We start from the raw sequence: 13,726 nt of genomic DNA on the forward strand, positions 1-13,726 counted from the left end.
CGCGCGCCCGGCGGAGCGCTACTGTGCGACTGCGGAGAGCGAGGAGGCACCCGTGGACGTCCCGCGAACCCTGGTCGAGTCCCGTGCCGTCGGGCGCGCGCTGCGCGACCGGGTGCCGCGTCGCACGCAGGGCGCGCTGCTGCTGCCGGAGCGCGACCCGGTGGCGATCGTCGAGGAGCAGAACCGCGACCGGCTCCAGGACCTGGTCCCGCTGCGGATCGGCCGGATGCTCGAGTCGCCCTTCGCGTTCTACCGCGGCACCGCCGCGACGATGGCCCACGACCTGCGCGACGGCCCCCGGACCGGCGTCCAGGTCGTCGCGTGCGGGGACGCGCACGTCTCCAACTTCGGGCTCTTCGCGTCGCCCGAGCGGCGGGTCCTGTTCGACCTCAACGACTTCGACGAGGCGTCGGACGCCCCGTGGGAGTGGGACGTCAAGCGCCTCGCGGCGAGCATGTACGTGGGCGGGCGGGACAAGGGCCTGGCCGAGCACGACTGCGCGGACGCCGCGCGCGGCGCGGTGCGCGGGTACCGCGAGACGCTCGCCGAGGCGTTCGCGCGCGACGCCCTCGAGCGCTACGCGTTCCTCGTCGACACCGCGGTCATCGAGCCCCTGCTGCTCGACGGCGGGCGCGAGGAGCTCGAGCGGACCGTGCGCAAGGCGCGGCGGCGCACGTCGGAGCAGGTGGTGCGGAAGATCACGAGCCGGACCGCCGACGGCCGCACGCGGATCGTCGACCAGCCGCCGGTCACCCAGCACGTGGACACGGCGAGCGTCGACGAGCTCACGACGCTGTTCGAGGCGTACCGCGAGCCGCTGCGCGCCGACGCCCGGCTCCTGCTGAGCCAGTTCACGGTCGTGGACTTCGTGCTGCGCGTCGTGGGCGTCGGGAGCGTCGGGACGCGCTGCTACATCGTGCTCCTCGAGGGGCCCGCGGGGGAGCCGCTCGTGCTGCAGGTGAAGGAGGCGACGTCGTCGGTCCTCGCGACGTACGGCGGGATGGTCGACGCCCTGCCGTCCGGGCTCGTGCCCGCCGGTGCCGTGCCCGCCCAGGGCCGCCGGGTGGTCGCCGCCCAGCGCATCCTGCAGGCGCAGTCCGACCCGTTCCTGGGGTGGACGACCGTCGAGGCGCCCGACCGCACAGGCCGCCCGCGCGTCGACTTCTACTGGCGCCAGTTCCGCGACATGAAGGGGTCCGTCGAGCTCGGCCGGCTCTCGGCCTCGCAGTTCGTGCGGTACGGGGAGCTGTGCGGGCGCGTGCTCGCCCGCGCGCACAGCCAGTCGCCGGGCGCGCGCGTGGCGCACGGCTACCTCGGCCGCTCCGACGTGTTCGACGAGTCCCTCGCGCGGTGGTCGCGCGCGTACGCGGACGTCGTCGAGGGCGACTACGCCGCGCTCGAGGCCGCCGTGACGAGCGGCCGCCTCCCGGCCGAGCGGGGCGTCTGAGCCGGTCCGACGGCGGTGGACGGCCACCCGCGCGCCCCGCCGTCGCCCGTACGCTGGGCGCCATGACGGACGACGCCGCTCAGCCCGGCCCGCACGCCCCCGCGCCCGCCGAGGCGCCTGCGGAGTCCTCCGTGCGGGCAGAGGCTCCGACCGCGCCCGCCGAGGCGCGCGGGACCGCGCGCGTGGCGGTCGAGTACTGCACGCAGTGCCGCTGGCTGCTGCGCGCGGCGTGGGTCGCGCAGGAGCTCCTGCAGACGTTCCGCACGCGCCTGGGCGAGGTGGCCCTCGTGCCCGGCACGGACGGCGTCTTCCGCGTCACGCTCGACGCCGGGGACGGGCCGGTGCTGCTGTGGGACCGCCGCGTCGACGGCGGGTTCCCCGAGATCCCGGACCTCAAGCGCCGGGTGCGCGACGCCGTCGCGCCCGACCTGTCGCTCGGCCACACCGACCGCGCGGCCACCGCGACGGACGCTGCGACGGACGCCGCGACGGACGCGCCGCGCACGGACTGAGGCCGGTCGGGCCGCCCGGCAGACGCGGTCCCGCAGGACGCGGCTCAGCCCTTCTTCGCGCGCGCGGCGGCGAGCCGCTCCTCCTCGGCGCGGACCTTCTTCTGCACCTCGCGCTCGGCCGTCAGCCACTCCGGCGGGTCCTGGCGCAGCGCGTCGATCTCGTCGGTGGTCAGCGGCTCGGTGAGGCCGCCGCGCGTGAGGCCAGAGATGGAGACGCCGAGCCGGCCCGCGACGACGGGCCGCGGGTGGGGGCCGTTTCGGCGCAGGTCCGCGAGCCACTGGGGCGGGTTCTTCTCCATCTCCTCGAGCTGCGCCCGGGTGATGGTGCCCTCCTGGAACTCCTGCGGCGTGGCGGGCAGGTACACCCCGAGCTTCTTCGCCGCGGTGGCGGGCTTCATGGTCTGCGCGGACTGCTTGGGGGTCATGGGCTCCAGGGTAGTCGGCCGGTCGGGTGCCGGCGGCCCGCGGTCGGGCGCGCGGCGGGCGTCCGGCGGGCCTGCGACGGACCGGAGCCGGGCCCGGTGCACGTCGCGCGGGAGCGCGCGGGACCGCGCGCCTAGGCTGTCCGGGTGGACGACGACGCGGGCACGGCTCCCGAGGCAACGACCGACGGCGGCGGGGACGACGGGGCCGGCCGCCGGTTCCGGCTCGCGTACGTCCCCGGCGCGACCCCGGCCAAGTGGGTGCGCACGTGGCGCGAGCGCCTCCCCGACGTGCCGCTCGAGCTCGTCGCCGTCGAGCCCGGCGACGCGGAGCGGGCGCTGCGCGACGACGAGGCCGACGCCGCGATCCTGCGCCTGCCCGTCGACCGCGACGTGCTGAGCGCGATCCGCCTCTACGAGGAGGCGCCGGTCGTGCTCGTGTCGCGCGACCACCTGCTCGCCGCCCTGGAGCCCGAGGAGCCGGTCGCGCTCGACGACCTCGCCGACGACGTGCTGCTGCGGCCGCTCGACGACGTCGTGCCGTGGGCGGGCGAGGCCGGGGCTGAGGGCGACGCGCCGCAGCCACCGGGGCGGCCCGCCGACGAGCGGCCCGCGACGACCGGCGACGCGGTCGTGCTGGTCGCCGCGAACGTCGGGGTGGCCGTCGTGCCGCAGTCGCTCGCGCGCCTGCACCACCGCAAGGACGTCACCTACCGCCGCCTGGAGGGGGCGCCGTCGGCCCCCGTCGCGCTCGCGTGGGTCGCGGACCGCGACGACGACCTCGTCGAGGAGATGGTCGGGATCGTGCGGGGCCGCACGGCCAACAGCTCGCGCGGGCGTCGCGCGACGGCGCCCGCGGAGGACGCCGCGCCCGCCCGCGAGCGCCGCGACCGCGACGCGCGCGGTGGCGCGGGCCGCGGGGGAGCGGGCGCCGGTCGTGCGGGAGCGGGTGGCGGGCGCGGCGGGGGTGGCGCGCAGGGCCGCGGCACGCCGAAGGGCCGGGGCGCCCGCGGTCGGGGCGGGAAGCGGCGGTGACGGCTCCGCCGCCCGCGCCGCAGGCTCCGGGTGGCCCGGTCGAGCTCGTGCTGCTCGACGCGGTGCCCCCGGACGAGCGGGGCCGGCTGCTCGCCGCCGCGCTCCGGCTCCGGCTGGGACCCGGGCAGGAGGAGTTCGTGCCGCCCGCGGCCGACGTCGTCGCCGCGGCCCACGCCGACCCGGGCCGGCACCTGCTGGTCGCCCGGCCGCCGGGCGGCGACCCCGTCGCGCTCGGCGTGCTGCACCCCGGCGGTGCCCCGGCCGAGGTCGCGGCGCTGCTCGACGGCGTCGCCCCGGACGACGTCGTGCTGTTCCGCGGCTTCCTCGTCGACGTCGCGGCGCAGGGCGGCGGCGTCGGGTCGCGCGTCGTGCGGGACCTTCCCGGCGCGGTCGCGGCGCTCGCGGCGCTGCGCGGGCGGACGGCGCCGTACGGGGCGCTCGTCCTCACGGTCAACGACCGCAACGCGGCGGGGCGGCGCGCGTACGCGCGCGGGGCTGCACGACCGCGGCGCGTACCTCGGGGGGAGCGCCGGGCCGCAGCGGGTCATGGCACGCGCGCTCGCAACATAGGCATTGACTTATATAAGCGCAGGCTGAAAGATGGGGGTCATGGAAGCGTTCGACGTCCTCGGCGACCCGGTGCGTCGTCGGATCCTCGAGCACCTCGCGCACGGCGAGCAGCCCGCCGGCGAGATCGCGGCGCGCGTGGGGGAGGAGTTCGGCATCAGCCAGCCCGCGGTGTCGCAGCACCTGCGCGTGCTGCGGACCAGCGGGTTCGCGTCGGTCCGCCCGGACGGGACCCGGCGCCTCTACGCGCTCGACCCGGCGGCCCTCGACGAGGTCGAGGACTGGGCCGCGGGCCTGCGCCGGTTCTGGGAGCAGCGGCTGGACGCGCTCGGGACCGAGCTCGCCCGGGGTGCCCGCGAGCGCCGTCGAGCGACGGCACCCGGCGCCGACGAGGACGACGAGCGCCCCACCGACACCACGAGGAGGACAGCATGAAGGACTTCATCGCCGAGCTCGAGGCCGCGCGGCGCACCGTCGGGACGGGAGACCTGCCCGCCGGTGCCGCACGGGTCATCACCCTCGAGCGCACCTACCCGGCCGACGTCGAGGACGTGTGGGACGCCGTCACCGACCCCGAGCGCATCCCGCGCTGGTTCCTGCCCGTGACGGGCGACCTGCGGGTCGGCGGCACCTACCAGGTCGAGGGCAACGCCGGCGGGGAGATCCGCGCGTGCGAGGCCCCGCGGCTCCTGCGGCTCACGTGGGTCATGGGTCCGCCGACGCCGGAGGACTCGTCCGTCGTCGAGGTCCGGCTCGCGCCCGCGCCGGACGGCGGCACGACCCTCACGCTCGAGCACACCGCCGTCGTGCCGCCGGAGATGTGGGACCAGTTCGGCCCGGGGGCGGTCGGCGTGGGGTGGGACGGCGCGCTGCTGGGCCTCGGGCTGCACCTCGACGGCGGGGCGACGCTCGACCCCGAGGCCGTACTCGCGAGCCCTGAGCTGCGCGCGTTCAACGTCGCGAGCAGCGAGGCGTGGGGAGCGGCGCTCGCCGCGGCCGACGGGCTCGACGCGGACGACGTCGCCGCCCGCGTCGCCGCCACGACGGCGTTCTACGTCCCCGCGGACGAGGACTCCTCCGGCACCCGGTAGGGCCGCCCCCGCGGTCGCCGGTCGCGGGTCGCGCCGGCGGTCCCGCGAGGTACCGCCCTGGGTGGACGCCCCGCGGCGGACGTCCGCCGCGGGGCGGATGTTCACCCGTGGTTCACCCGGCATACCCTCGTCCGATGACTTCGCCCGATTCGTCCCGCACCACGACCCTGCCCGACCCCGTCCCGACGCGTGACGAGAGCGACGGCGAGCTGGCCGGACCCACCGCCCCCGAGCCGTCGTCCGGGCTGGCGGGGCAGGCGCTCGTGGCGCTGTCGTGGCTCGTCGGGGCGGCGCTCGTCGTCCTCGCCGCCCGGATGCTGCGCGGGCCGAGCGAGTCCCTCTACCTCGCCGTCACGGCGCGCACGGCCGAGCTCCCCGGGACGGAGCTCGTCGCCGAGGGCGGCGTGCTCGTGCTCGTGGCCTGGTGCGCGCTCGTGGCCTGGCGCTCGCGCCGGGGCGGCCCGCCCGCGGTCGCGACGACGCTCGTCGCCGGCGTGGGCGCCGTCGCCGCCTACGCCGCGAGCGAGGCCGTGAAGTCGCTCGTGCAGCAGCCGCGCGGCTGCTGGGAGCTGGTCGAGGTCGCGCACTGCCCCGCGGCGGGCGACTGGTCGTTCCCGAGCAACCACACCGCGATCGCGTTCGCCCTCGCGACCGCCGTCGTCCTCGCCGGCGCGCCGGCCGTGCGGGTTCCCGGCGCCGTGCCGGCGCGGCACGCGACCCGATCCCGCACGCGCGACCTCGCGGTGTGGGTCGTCGTGCCGGCCCTGCTGGCCGTGGCGGTCGCGGCGGCCCGCGTCGCCCAGGGCGTGCACTTCCCGCACGACGTCGTGGCCGGCGCGGCCGTGGGCGTCGCCGTGGTCGTGGCGGCGGTGACGGTGCTCGCCGGTCCCGCCACGACGGCCGTCGCGGCGGCGTGCCGCGTCGACGGTGTGCGCCGCGTGCTGCTCGCCCGACCGTCCTGACCTCGCCCGCGGGCCGCGCCGTCAGCGCGGCGCGGTGACGAAGACGTCGAACAGCTCCGGGTGGTGGGCGTGCACGAGCACGGCGAACACCACGACGTCGAACAGCAGGTGGACGGCCACGACGTAGGTGAGCGACTTGCTCCAGGAGAAGATCCAGCCCTGGACGAGCGCGAACGGCACGGTGAGCAGCGGGCCCCACTCGCGGTAGCCGAGCTCCCAGAGGAACGACACGAAGACCGTCGCCTGGAGCAGGTTCGCCGTCCACACCCCGAAGTGCTCGCGGTACAGCGCGAAGACCACGCACACGAAGAACAGCTCGTCCCAGATGCCCACCGCGTTGACGCCGACGAACAGGCGCGCGATCTCCGCGCCGCCCGTGATCGGCGGCCAGTTGAGGTACGCGCCCGACCCGATGAAGTAGAACGGCAGGATCAGGTAGCCCGCCACGACGACCACGACCAGGTACACGACCTGCCCCCGCGTCCAGCGGCGCCCCGTCGCGACGGGGAACGTGACGGCGTCCTCGCGGAAGACGAAGCGGGACAGCGCCCACGGGACGAGCACCGCGAGGGAGAGCACGACGGCGAAGCGCACCATGCCGGCGTCGGACAGGTCGGCCTTCAGCGAGATGGTCGAGATGATCCCCATCCCGACGCCGACCAGCGCGAGGTCGCGGCCGAGGCGCCGGTCCACGAGCAGCCCGAGCGCGACCCCGAGGACGAGCGGGACGTACCCGAGCGGGCGCGCGTGGACCGCGAAGAGCAGCACCGCGGAGCCGGACACGAGGACCGCGGCGAGCAGCCGCAGGGGCGACCCGACCGCCCAGGGCGGGCGGGCGGCGTCGGGCAGCGGGCTGAGCGCCGGGGAGGTCACGCGCACACGGTGCCACGACCGGCGGGCCGGGGCGCGCGCCGCCGCGCCGGGACCGGGCCGTGCGGTCCCGGCGCTACAGCTCCTCGTACACCGCCGGGTCCTGGCCGTTCGTGCGCCCGTCCGCCCGGGCGAGCCCGGTCAGGGCGTTCATCTCGTGCGTGGTCAGCTCGAACGAGAACACGTCGAGGTTCTCGCGCTGACGCTCCGGCGACGACGCCTTCGGCAGCGGCACGACGCCGAGCTGCACGTGCCAGCGCAGGATCGCCTGCACCGGGGAGACGCCGTGCGCTGCCGCGACCTGCGTGACGACCGGGTCCCGGAGCAGGTCGTTCGCGCGACCGATCGGGCTCCACGCCTCCGTGACGACGCCGCGCTCCGCGTCGGCCGCGCGCTGGAGCGGCTGCGGGAAGTACGGGTGCAGCTCGACCTGGTTCACGACGGGCGTCACGCCCGTCGCTGCGATCACCGCGTCCAGGTGCTCCGGCAGGAAGTTCGAGACGCCGACGTGCCGGACCAGGCCCCGGTCGCGGCACTCCACGAGCGCCTCGTACGCCTCGACGTACCGGCCCACGCGCGGGTTGGGCCAGTGCACGAGGTACAGGTCGAGGTAGTCCAGGCCCGTGCGCAGCACCGACTCCTCGACCGTCCGGACGGCGTCGTCGTGCGCGTGGTGGCGCCCGGGGAGCTTCGACGTCACGAGCACGTCCTCGCGCGCGACGCCCGAGCGGCGCACCGCCGCACCCACGGCGCCCTCGTTCTCGTAGCTGAACGCGGAATCGATCAACCGGTACCCCGCGTCGATCGCGCGCGCGACGGCGTCCGCACCCTCCTCGCCCTGGAGCCGGTAGGTGCCGAGTCCGATCGCGGGGATCGTCGTGCCGTCCTGCGCCGCGAGGGTGGGGATCGTCATGGGCCCATCGTGCGGGCGACCCCGGCGGCCCCGCACCTCGGCGGGACGCGCCAGCGGGACGTCGCGCGGGCGAGACGCGAGAAGTGGAACCCTGATCCGGCGGGACCAGGGGCCACTTCTCACCTCTCGGCGGGTGCTACGCGGCGCTCGGGAACGGGACCCCCGTGGTCGCGTGGCAGCGGTAGCCGTTCGGGTTCTTGTCGAGGTACTGCTGGTGGTAGTCCTCGGCGTAGTAGAACGGCCCGGCCTCGGCCGCGGGGCGCATCTCCGTCGTCACCGGGTCGTACCCCTTGGCCTCGAGCACCGCGGAGTAGCGCGCCGCCGTCTCACGGACGGCCCGCTCCTGCTCGGGCGTCGTCCAGTACACGGCGGACCGGTACTGGGTGCCGACGTCGTTGCCCTGGCGGTAGCCCTGCGTCGGGTCGTGGCGCTCCCAGAAGATCTTGAGCAGCTCCTCCTCGGAGACCTTCGTCGGGTCGTACGCGACGAGCGCCGTCTCGGTGTGGCCGGTGCGCGCGGTGCACGCCTCCTCGTAGGTGGGGTTCGGCGTCGTGCCGCCCATGTAGCCGACGGCGGTGCTCACCACCCCGGGGACCTGCCAGAAGATCTCCTCGGCGCCCCAGAAACAGCCCATCGCCAGGTAGAGCACGCGCGTGCCCTCGGGCCACGGGCCGGTGATCGAGGTGCCGAGCACGGTGTGGGGACGCGGCGTCTGCAGCACGGGCGACTGGCGCCCGGGCAGCGCGTCCTCCGGGGCGATCATCGTCGTCTTGCCGGACGAGCCGAAGATCGCGTCGAAGATCGAGTTCATCGCTTACCTCCTGAGGTGCCCGGACGACCGGGGCGCTGGCCCACGACGCATCGTCCTGGCACGGGGTAGAACGCGGCGGGGGCGGTCGGTGTTCCGCGGACGTGCCGCGACCGAGGGGGTCGAGGGAGGCGTCCGGCCCGAGCCTCTCACGGGACGATCGAGTCGATGTACCCGCCGTCGACGCGCACCGCGGCGCCGGTCGTCGCCGACGCCAGCGGCGACGCGAGGTAGGCGACCATGTGCGCGATCTCCTCCGGCTCGATGAGGCGCTGGAGCAGCGACTGCGGGCGGTGCTCGCGCATGAACACGCGCTGCGCCTCGTCCCACGGCAGGTCGTCGCCGACGAGCTCGCGCGCGAACGCCTCCACCCCGCCCGTGTGCGTGGGCCCGGCGAGCACGCTGTTGACCGTGACGCCCGTGCCCGCCGCGGCCTTGGCGAACCCGCGCGAGACGCCGAGCAGCGCCGTCTTCGTCACGCCGTAGTGGATCATCTCGGCCGGGATCACGACCGCCGAGTCGCTCCCGACGAACTGCACCCGGCCCCAGCCGCGCTCCGTCATCCCCGGCAGGTACGCGCGCGTGAGCCGCACGCCCGCGAGGACGTTCACCTCGAAGTAGCGGCGCCACGTGGCGTCGTCGATCGCGAGCGGGTCCGCGCTCGAGAAGATGCCGAGGTTGTTCACCAGCACGTCGACGTGCGGCACGGCGTCGAGCACGGCCGCCGTCCCCTCGTCGGTCGCGAGGTCCGCGGCCACGCCCAGCACGTCCGCCCCGGGCACGTGCTCGCGCACGTCGGCGGCGGCCCGCTGCGCCGTCTCCTCGGAGCGCCCGTTGACGACGACCGCCGCGCCGCACGCCGCGAGCGTGCGCGCGATCGCGAGCCCGATGCCCTGCGCCGAGCCGGTGACGAGCGCCCTCCTGCCGTCCAGGTCGATCCTCATGCGCGGGCTCCTTCCGGGTCGTCGGACGACGGCCGCCGCCCGCCTCCCTACCGTGCCCCGCGGCGGTCGCGGCCGCCACCGCCCCCGCCACGGCCGCCGTCGAGCAGGTGGTCCTCGCTCGTCCGGGTAGCGGGACGGACCAGGACCGCCTGCTCGGCGCAGGGGGTGCGCCTAGGCTGGTCGGGTGACCACCTCGAGCGAGCACCCCGACTGGACCACCACCGGCTTCTCCACGCGTGCGATCCACGCGGGCCAGGACCCGGACGCGACGACCGGCGCCGTCGTGCCGCCGATCCACCAGGTCTCGACGTACAAGCAGGACGGCGTCGGCGGGCTGCGCGGCGGCTACGAGTACTCGCGCTCCGCGAACCCGACGCGCACCGCCCTCGAGGAGGCGCTCGCGGCCGCGGAGTCCGGGGGCCTGCGCCCCGACGGCGGCTCGCCCGCCGCGCGCGGGTTCGCCTTCGCGTCCGGCCTCGCCGCCGAGGACACGCTGCTGCGGGCCGTCGTGCGCCCCGGGGACCACGTGATCGTGCCCGACGACGCGTACGGCGGCACCTACCGCCTCATCGCCCGCGTGTTCGGGCCGTGGGGCGTCGAGCACACGCCCGTCGACCTCACGGACGTCGAGGCCGTGCGCGCCGCCGTGCGCCCCGAGACGCGCGTCGTCTGGGTCGAGACCCCGACGAACCCGCTGCTCGGAGTGAGCGACGTCGCGGCGCTCGCGGGCGTCGCGCACGACGCCGGGGCGCTGCTCGTCGTCGACAACACCTTCGCGACCCCCTACCTCCAGCAGCCGCTCGCGCTGGGGGCGGACGTCGTCGTGCACTCGACCACGAAGTACGTCGGGGGCCACAGCGACGTCGTCGGGGGAGCGCTCGTCGTGGCGACGGGCGCGCAGCTCCCCGGCGGGCTCTCGTCGCCCGCGGGCGGCACGGACGTCGCGGGGGCGGTGGGCTTCCACCAGAACGCGTCGGGCGCCGTCGCCGGACCGTTCGACGCGTGGCTCACGCTGCGCGGGCTCAAGACGCTCGCGGTGCGCATGGACCGCCACCAGGCGAACGCGGCCGCGGTCGCGGAGTTCCTCGACGCGCACCCGGCCGTGACCGAGGTGATCTACCCGGGCCTCGCGTCGCACCCGGGCCACGAGCTCGCGGCGCGCCAGATGTCCGGGTTCGGCGGCATGGTCTCGTTCCGCGTGGGCAGCGAGGCCAAGGCGCTCGACGTGTGCGCGCGCACGCGGGTCTTCACGCTCGCGGAGTCGCTGGGCGGGGTCGAGTCGCTCGTCGAGCACCCCGGCCGCATGACGCACGGCTCCGTCGCGGGCACGGCGCTCGAGGTCCCCGACGACCTCGTCCGGCTGTCCGTCGGCATCGAGGACGTCGAGGACCTCCTCGCCGACCTCGGGCAGGCGCTCGCCTGACGGGGAGATCCTGCGCACACCGCGCGGGCTCGCCGTGCGCAGGGGCGCGCGGCGGGGGCCGCTCCCCTAGGGTTGCGCTGTGAGCGCGCAGACGGACCAGCACCGCACCCCCGACCCGCTTCCTCCCGCGCGTCCCGGCGCAGCGGCCGTGCCCGACGCCGTGCGCTCGGCCGCCGCGTGGTCGTGGCGCCTGCTGCTCATCGGCGCGGCGATCGCGGCCGGGCTGTGGGTCGTGACGCAGCTCAAGGTGATCGTCGTGCCGATCGCGGTGGCGCTGCTGCTCACCGTGCTCCTCACGCCGGTCCAGCGGTTCTTCCGGCGGCACCTGCGCATGTCGCGCGGCCTCGCGTCGGGCGCCGCGCTCATCGCGCTCATCGTCGTGGTCGCGGGGCTCATCGCCATCGCGGGGCAGCAGATCGTCAGCGGCTTCCAGGACCTGCGCGACCAGGCCGTCGAGGGCTTCGAGCAGTTCACGAACTGGCTCGCCGACGGCCCCCTCGGCCTCGACTCCACCACGCTCTCGCACTGGCTCGACCAGGCGGGGACCGCGGTGTCCGAGAACCAGGACTCGATCGTCTCGGGCGCGCTGGGCGCGGCGACGACCATCGGCCACGTGCTCGCCGGGGCCCTCATCGCCCTGTTCTGCACGTTCTTCTTCCTGCTCGACGGCCGCTCGATCTGGTCGTGGGTCGTGGGGCTGCTCCCGCTGCGCGCCCGCGACCGCGTGCACCAGGCAGGCCGTCGCGGCATCGTGACGCTCGCCGCGTACACGCGCACCCAGATCCTCGTGGCGGCCGTCGACGCGGTCGGCATCGGCGTCGGCGCCGCGTTCTTCGTGCCGTCGCTCGCGCTGCCGCTCGGCATCCTCGTCTTCGTCGGGTCGTTCATCCCGATCGTCGGTGCCATCGTCACCGGGTCCATCGCGGTGCTCGTGGTGCTCGTCGCGCAGGGCTGGGTGCAGGCGCTCGTCATGCTCGGCATCGTGCTGCTCGTGCAGCAGATCGAGGGCCACATCCTCCAGCCCTTCCTCATGGGGCACGCGGTCTCGCTGCACCCCGTCGCCGTGCTGCTCGTCGTCGCGGCGGGCAGCTTCGCCGCAGGCATCGTCGGCGCGCTGTTCGCGGTCCCGATCGCCGCGGTGCTCAACACGGTGGTGCTCTACCTGCACGGCCACGACAAGTTCCCCGAGCTCGGCACCGACGACCGCGTCGTCGTGCGCGGCAGCCCGCAGCCGCCCGTCATCGCGCGCGCCGAGTCCGACCTCGACGACACGGGCGCCCGCCGCCCCGGTCGCCGGGCGCACGACGCCGGCGGCTCGGCGGTCGTCGAGACGCAGGACGCCGGCGTCGCCGACGCACCGGGCGAGGGCACGCCGGGAGAGGCGCGGTGACCTCGGGTCCCGTGCCCGTCCCGCTCGACGACGTCCGCGACGCCGCCCGCCTGCTCGACGGCGTCGCGTACCGCACGCCGGTCCACACCACCCGGGCCATCAGCGAGGCGGCGGGCGTCCGCGTCCTGCTCAAGTGCGAGAACCTCCAGCGCGCGGGGTCGTTCAAGGTCCGCGGCGCCTACGTGCGCATGGCGCGCCTGAGCGCCGACGAGAAGGCGCGCGGCGTCGTCGCGGCGAGCGCGGGCAACCACGCGCAGGGCGTCGCGTTCGCCGCGGGACTGCTCGGCATCCGGGCCGTCGTGTACATGCCGGTCGACGCCGCGCTCCCCAAGGTCGCGGCGACGCGCCAGTACGGTGCCGAGGTCCGGCTCGTCGGCGCCGACGTGGACGAGACGCTCGCCGCCGCGCGCGCCGAGGCCGACCGCACGGGCGCCGTCTTCATCCACCCGTTCGACCACCCCGATGTCGTCGCAGGCCAGGCGACCATCGCGCTCGAGATCCTCGAGCAGGTGCCCGACGTCCGGACCGTCGTCGCCCCGCTCGGCGGCGGCGGGCTCGTCGCCGGGCTCGCCGCGGCGTTCGCGCAGGCCGCGCCGCACGTGCGCGTCATCGGGGTGCAGGCGGAGCGCGCCGCCGCCTACCCGGGCTCGCTCGCCGCAGGAGAGCCGACGACGGCCCGGCTCGCCGGGACGATGGCCGACGGCATCGCGGTCGGGACCCCGGGAGCGGTGCCGTTCGGGATCGTCGCGCACCACGGCGTCGAGGTGCGCACCGTGACCGAGGAGGAGATCTCCCGGTCCCTGCTCATGGTCGCCGAGCGCGCAAAGCTGCTCGTGGAGCCCGCCGCCGCGACCGGCGTCGCGGCGCTCCTGTCCGGGACGGCCGCGGTCGACGCCGGCGCGGCGGACCCGGTCGAGGGACCGGTCGTCGTCGTGCTGTCCGGGGGGAACGTCGACCCGCTCGTGCTGCTGCGGGTCGTGCGGCACGGCCTCGCCGCCGCAGGCCGGTACATCCAGCTCCAGGTGCTGCTCGACGACCGCCCCGGCGCCCTCGCGCGCATGCTCGAGGCGATCGCGGCGAGGCGGGGAAACATCATGCACATCGACCACGACCGCACCGACGTGGGCCTCGCGATCGGCGAGGCGTGGGTGCGCATGCAGGTCGAGACCAAGGGCCCCGAGCACTGTGACGAGCTCGTCGCCCACCTGCGCTCCGCGGGCTACCGCGTCGAGCGCAGCGACGGCGGGTCGCCGCGGGTCTGACGAGACCCGAGAAGCGAGAAGTGGCCCCTCCGACACGTGTCGGAGGGGCCACTTCTCACGTCTCGCCCGGCGGCGTGCGG

14 protein-coding genes are annotated in these 13,726 nt (G+C 76.0%); 9 read left to right on the forward strand and 5 right to left on the reverse strand.

Annotated elements, in window-relative coordinates:
- The first annotated feature begins 52 nt into the window (after positions 1–52).
- A complete protein-coding gene (locus tag B8281_RS08425) occupies positions 53–1,447 on the forward strand; it encodes a DUF2252 domain-containing protein (protein ID WP_198163187.1) in 1,395 nt (464 codons plus the stop codon).
- Positions 1,448–1,629: 182 nt separating this feature from the next.
- Positions 1,630–1,959 (forward strand): SelT/SelW/SelH family protein, encoded by a 330-nt coding sequence (locus tag B8281_RS08430; protein WP_369824970.1) that lies wholly within the window; start codon positions 1,630–1,632, stop codon positions 1,957–1,959.
- Positions 1,960–2,003: 44 nt separating this feature from the next.
- On the opposite strand, the gene B8281_RS08435 is transcribed toward B8281_RS08430, so the two are convergent.
- Positions 2,004–2,384 (reverse strand): DUF5997 family protein, encoded by a 381-nt coding sequence (locus B8281_RS08435; protein ID WP_034650386.1) that lies wholly within the window; start codon positions 2,382–2,384, stop codon positions 2,004–2,006.
- 144 nt (positions 2,385–2,528) lie between these two features.
- On the opposite strand from B8281_RS08435, the gene B8281_RS08440 reads away from it, so the two are divergent.
- From B8281_RS08440 to B8281_RS08455, 4 genes are all read left to right on the forward strand, one after another.
- Complete coding sequence (locus B8281_RS08440; RefSeq protein ID WP_085387479.1) at positions 2,529–3,416, forward strand: substrate-binding domain-containing protein; 888 nt, start codon at positions 2,529–2,531, stop codon at positions 3,414–3,416.
- Positions 3,417–4,025: 609 nt separating this feature from the next.
- Positions 4,026–4,418 (forward strand): helix-turn-helix transcriptional regulator, encoded by a 393-nt coding sequence (locus B8281_RS08445; protein ID WP_186381269.1) that lies wholly within the window; start codon positions 4,026–4,028, stop codon positions 4,416–4,418.
- A complete protein-coding gene (locus tag B8281_RS08450; RefSeq protein WP_043660541.1) occupies positions 4,415–5,074 on the forward strand; it encodes an SRPBCC family protein in 660 nt (219 codons plus the stop codon). The genes B8281_RS08445 and B8281_RS08450 overlap by 4 nt, the downstream gene beginning before the upstream one ends.
- A gap of 134 nt (positions 5,075–5,208) precedes the next feature.
- Entirely contained in the window at positions 5,209–6,036 is an 828-nt protein-coding gene (locus B8281_RS08455) for a phosphatase PAP2 family protein (RefSeq protein ID WP_144722745.1), read from the forward strand.
- Between the two features lie 21 nt (positions 6,037–6,057).
- Here B8281_RS08455 and B8281_RS08460 read toward each other — a convergent pair whose 3' ends face one another.
- From B8281_RS08460 to B8281_RS08475, 4 genes are all read right to left on the reverse strand, one after another.
- Positions 6,058–6,885 (reverse strand): CPBP family intramembrane glutamic endopeptidase, encoded by an 828-nt coding sequence (locus B8281_RS08460; protein ID WP_034653394.1) that lies wholly within the window; start codon positions 6,883–6,885, stop codon positions 6,058–6,060.
- Between the two features lie 97 nt (positions 6,886–6,982).
- On the reverse strand, positions 6,983–7,819 hold the full coding sequence (locus B8281_RS08465; protein ID WP_085387481.1) for an aldo/keto reductase: 837 nt from the start codon (positions 7,817–7,819) through the stop codon (positions 6,983–6,985).
- A gap of 136 nt (positions 7,820–7,955) precedes the next feature.
- The gene (gene msrA, locus B8281_RS08470) at positions 7,956–8,630 is read right to left on the reverse strand and encodes a peptide-methionine (S)-S-oxide reductase MsrA (protein WP_043655228.1); all 675 of its coding nucleotides are present in this window, start codon (positions 8,628–8,630) and stop codon (positions 7,956–7,958) included.
- 146 nt (positions 8,631–8,776) lie between these two features.
- Entirely contained in the window at positions 8,777–9,571 is a 795-nt protein-coding gene (locus B8281_RS08475; RefSeq protein ID WP_085387482.1) for an SDR family NAD(P)-dependent oxidoreductase, read from the reverse strand.
- Positions 9,572–9,755: 184 nt separating this feature from the next.
- Here B8281_RS08475 and B8281_RS08480 point away from each other — a divergent pair, with 184 nt between their 5' ends.
- From B8281_RS08480 to ilvA, 3 genes are all read left to right on the forward strand, one after another.
- Positions 9,756–10,994, forward strand: a complete 1,239-nt coding sequence (locus B8281_RS08480; RefSeq protein ID WP_085387483.1) for a cystathionine gamma-synthase — start codon at positions 9,756–9,758, stop codon at positions 10,992–10,994.
- 79 nt (positions 10,995–11,073) lie between these two features.
- On the forward strand, positions 11,074–12,384 hold the full coding sequence (locus B8281_RS08485) for an AI-2E family transporter (protein ID WP_081600043.1): 1,311 nt from the start codon (positions 11,074–11,076) through the stop codon (positions 12,382–12,384).
- Positions 12,381–13,646 (forward strand): threonine ammonia-lyase, encoded by a 1,266-nt coding sequence (gene ilvA / locus B8281_RS08490; protein ID WP_085387484.1) that lies wholly within the window; start codon positions 12,381–12,383, stop codon positions 13,644–13,646. The genes B8281_RS08485 and ilvA overlap by 4 nt, the downstream gene beginning before the upstream one ends.
- The last annotated feature ends 80 nt before the right edge of the window (positions 13,647–13,726 follow it).

The sequence above is a fragment of the Cellulosimicrobium sp. TH-20 genome (genome assembly GCF_002105775.1).
GTDB classification, from domain to species: domain Bacteria; phylum Actinomycetota; class Actinomycetes; order Actinomycetales; family Cellulomonadaceae; genus Cellulosimicrobium; species Cellulosimicrobium funkei.

What these genes read in the sequence shown, in the direction of transcription:
- B8281_RS08435 (WP_034650386.1), bottom strand. Translation starts at nt 2,384, where the DNA reads ATGACCCCCAAGCAGTCCGCGCAGACCATGAAGCCCGCCACCGCGGCG.
- B8281_RS08445 (WP_186381269.1), top strand. Translation starts at nt 4,026, where the DNA reads ATGGAAGCGTTCGACGTCCTCGGCGACCCGGTGCGTCGTCGGATCCTC.
- B8281_RS08450 (WP_043660541.1), top strand. Translation starts at nt 4,415, where the DNA reads ATGAAGGACTTCATCGCCGAGCTCGAGGCCGCGCGGCGCACCGTCGGG.
- B8281_RS08455 (WP_144722745.1), top strand. Translation starts at nt 5,209, where the DNA reads ATGACTTCGCCCGATTCGTCCCGCACCACGACCCTGCCCGACCCCGTC.
- B8281_RS08465 (WP_085387481.1), bottom strand. Translation starts at nt 7,819, where the DNA reads ATGACGATCCCCACCCTCGCGGCGCAGGACGGCACGACGATCCCCGCG.
- msrA (WP_043655228.1), bottom strand. Translation starts at nt 8,630, where the DNA reads ATGAACTCGATCTTCGACGCGATCTTCGGCTCGTCCGGCAAGACGACG.
- B8281_RS08475 (WP_085387482.1), bottom strand. Translation starts at nt 9,571, where the DNA reads ATGAGGATCGACCTGGACGGCAGGAGGGCGCTCGTCACCGGCTCGGCG.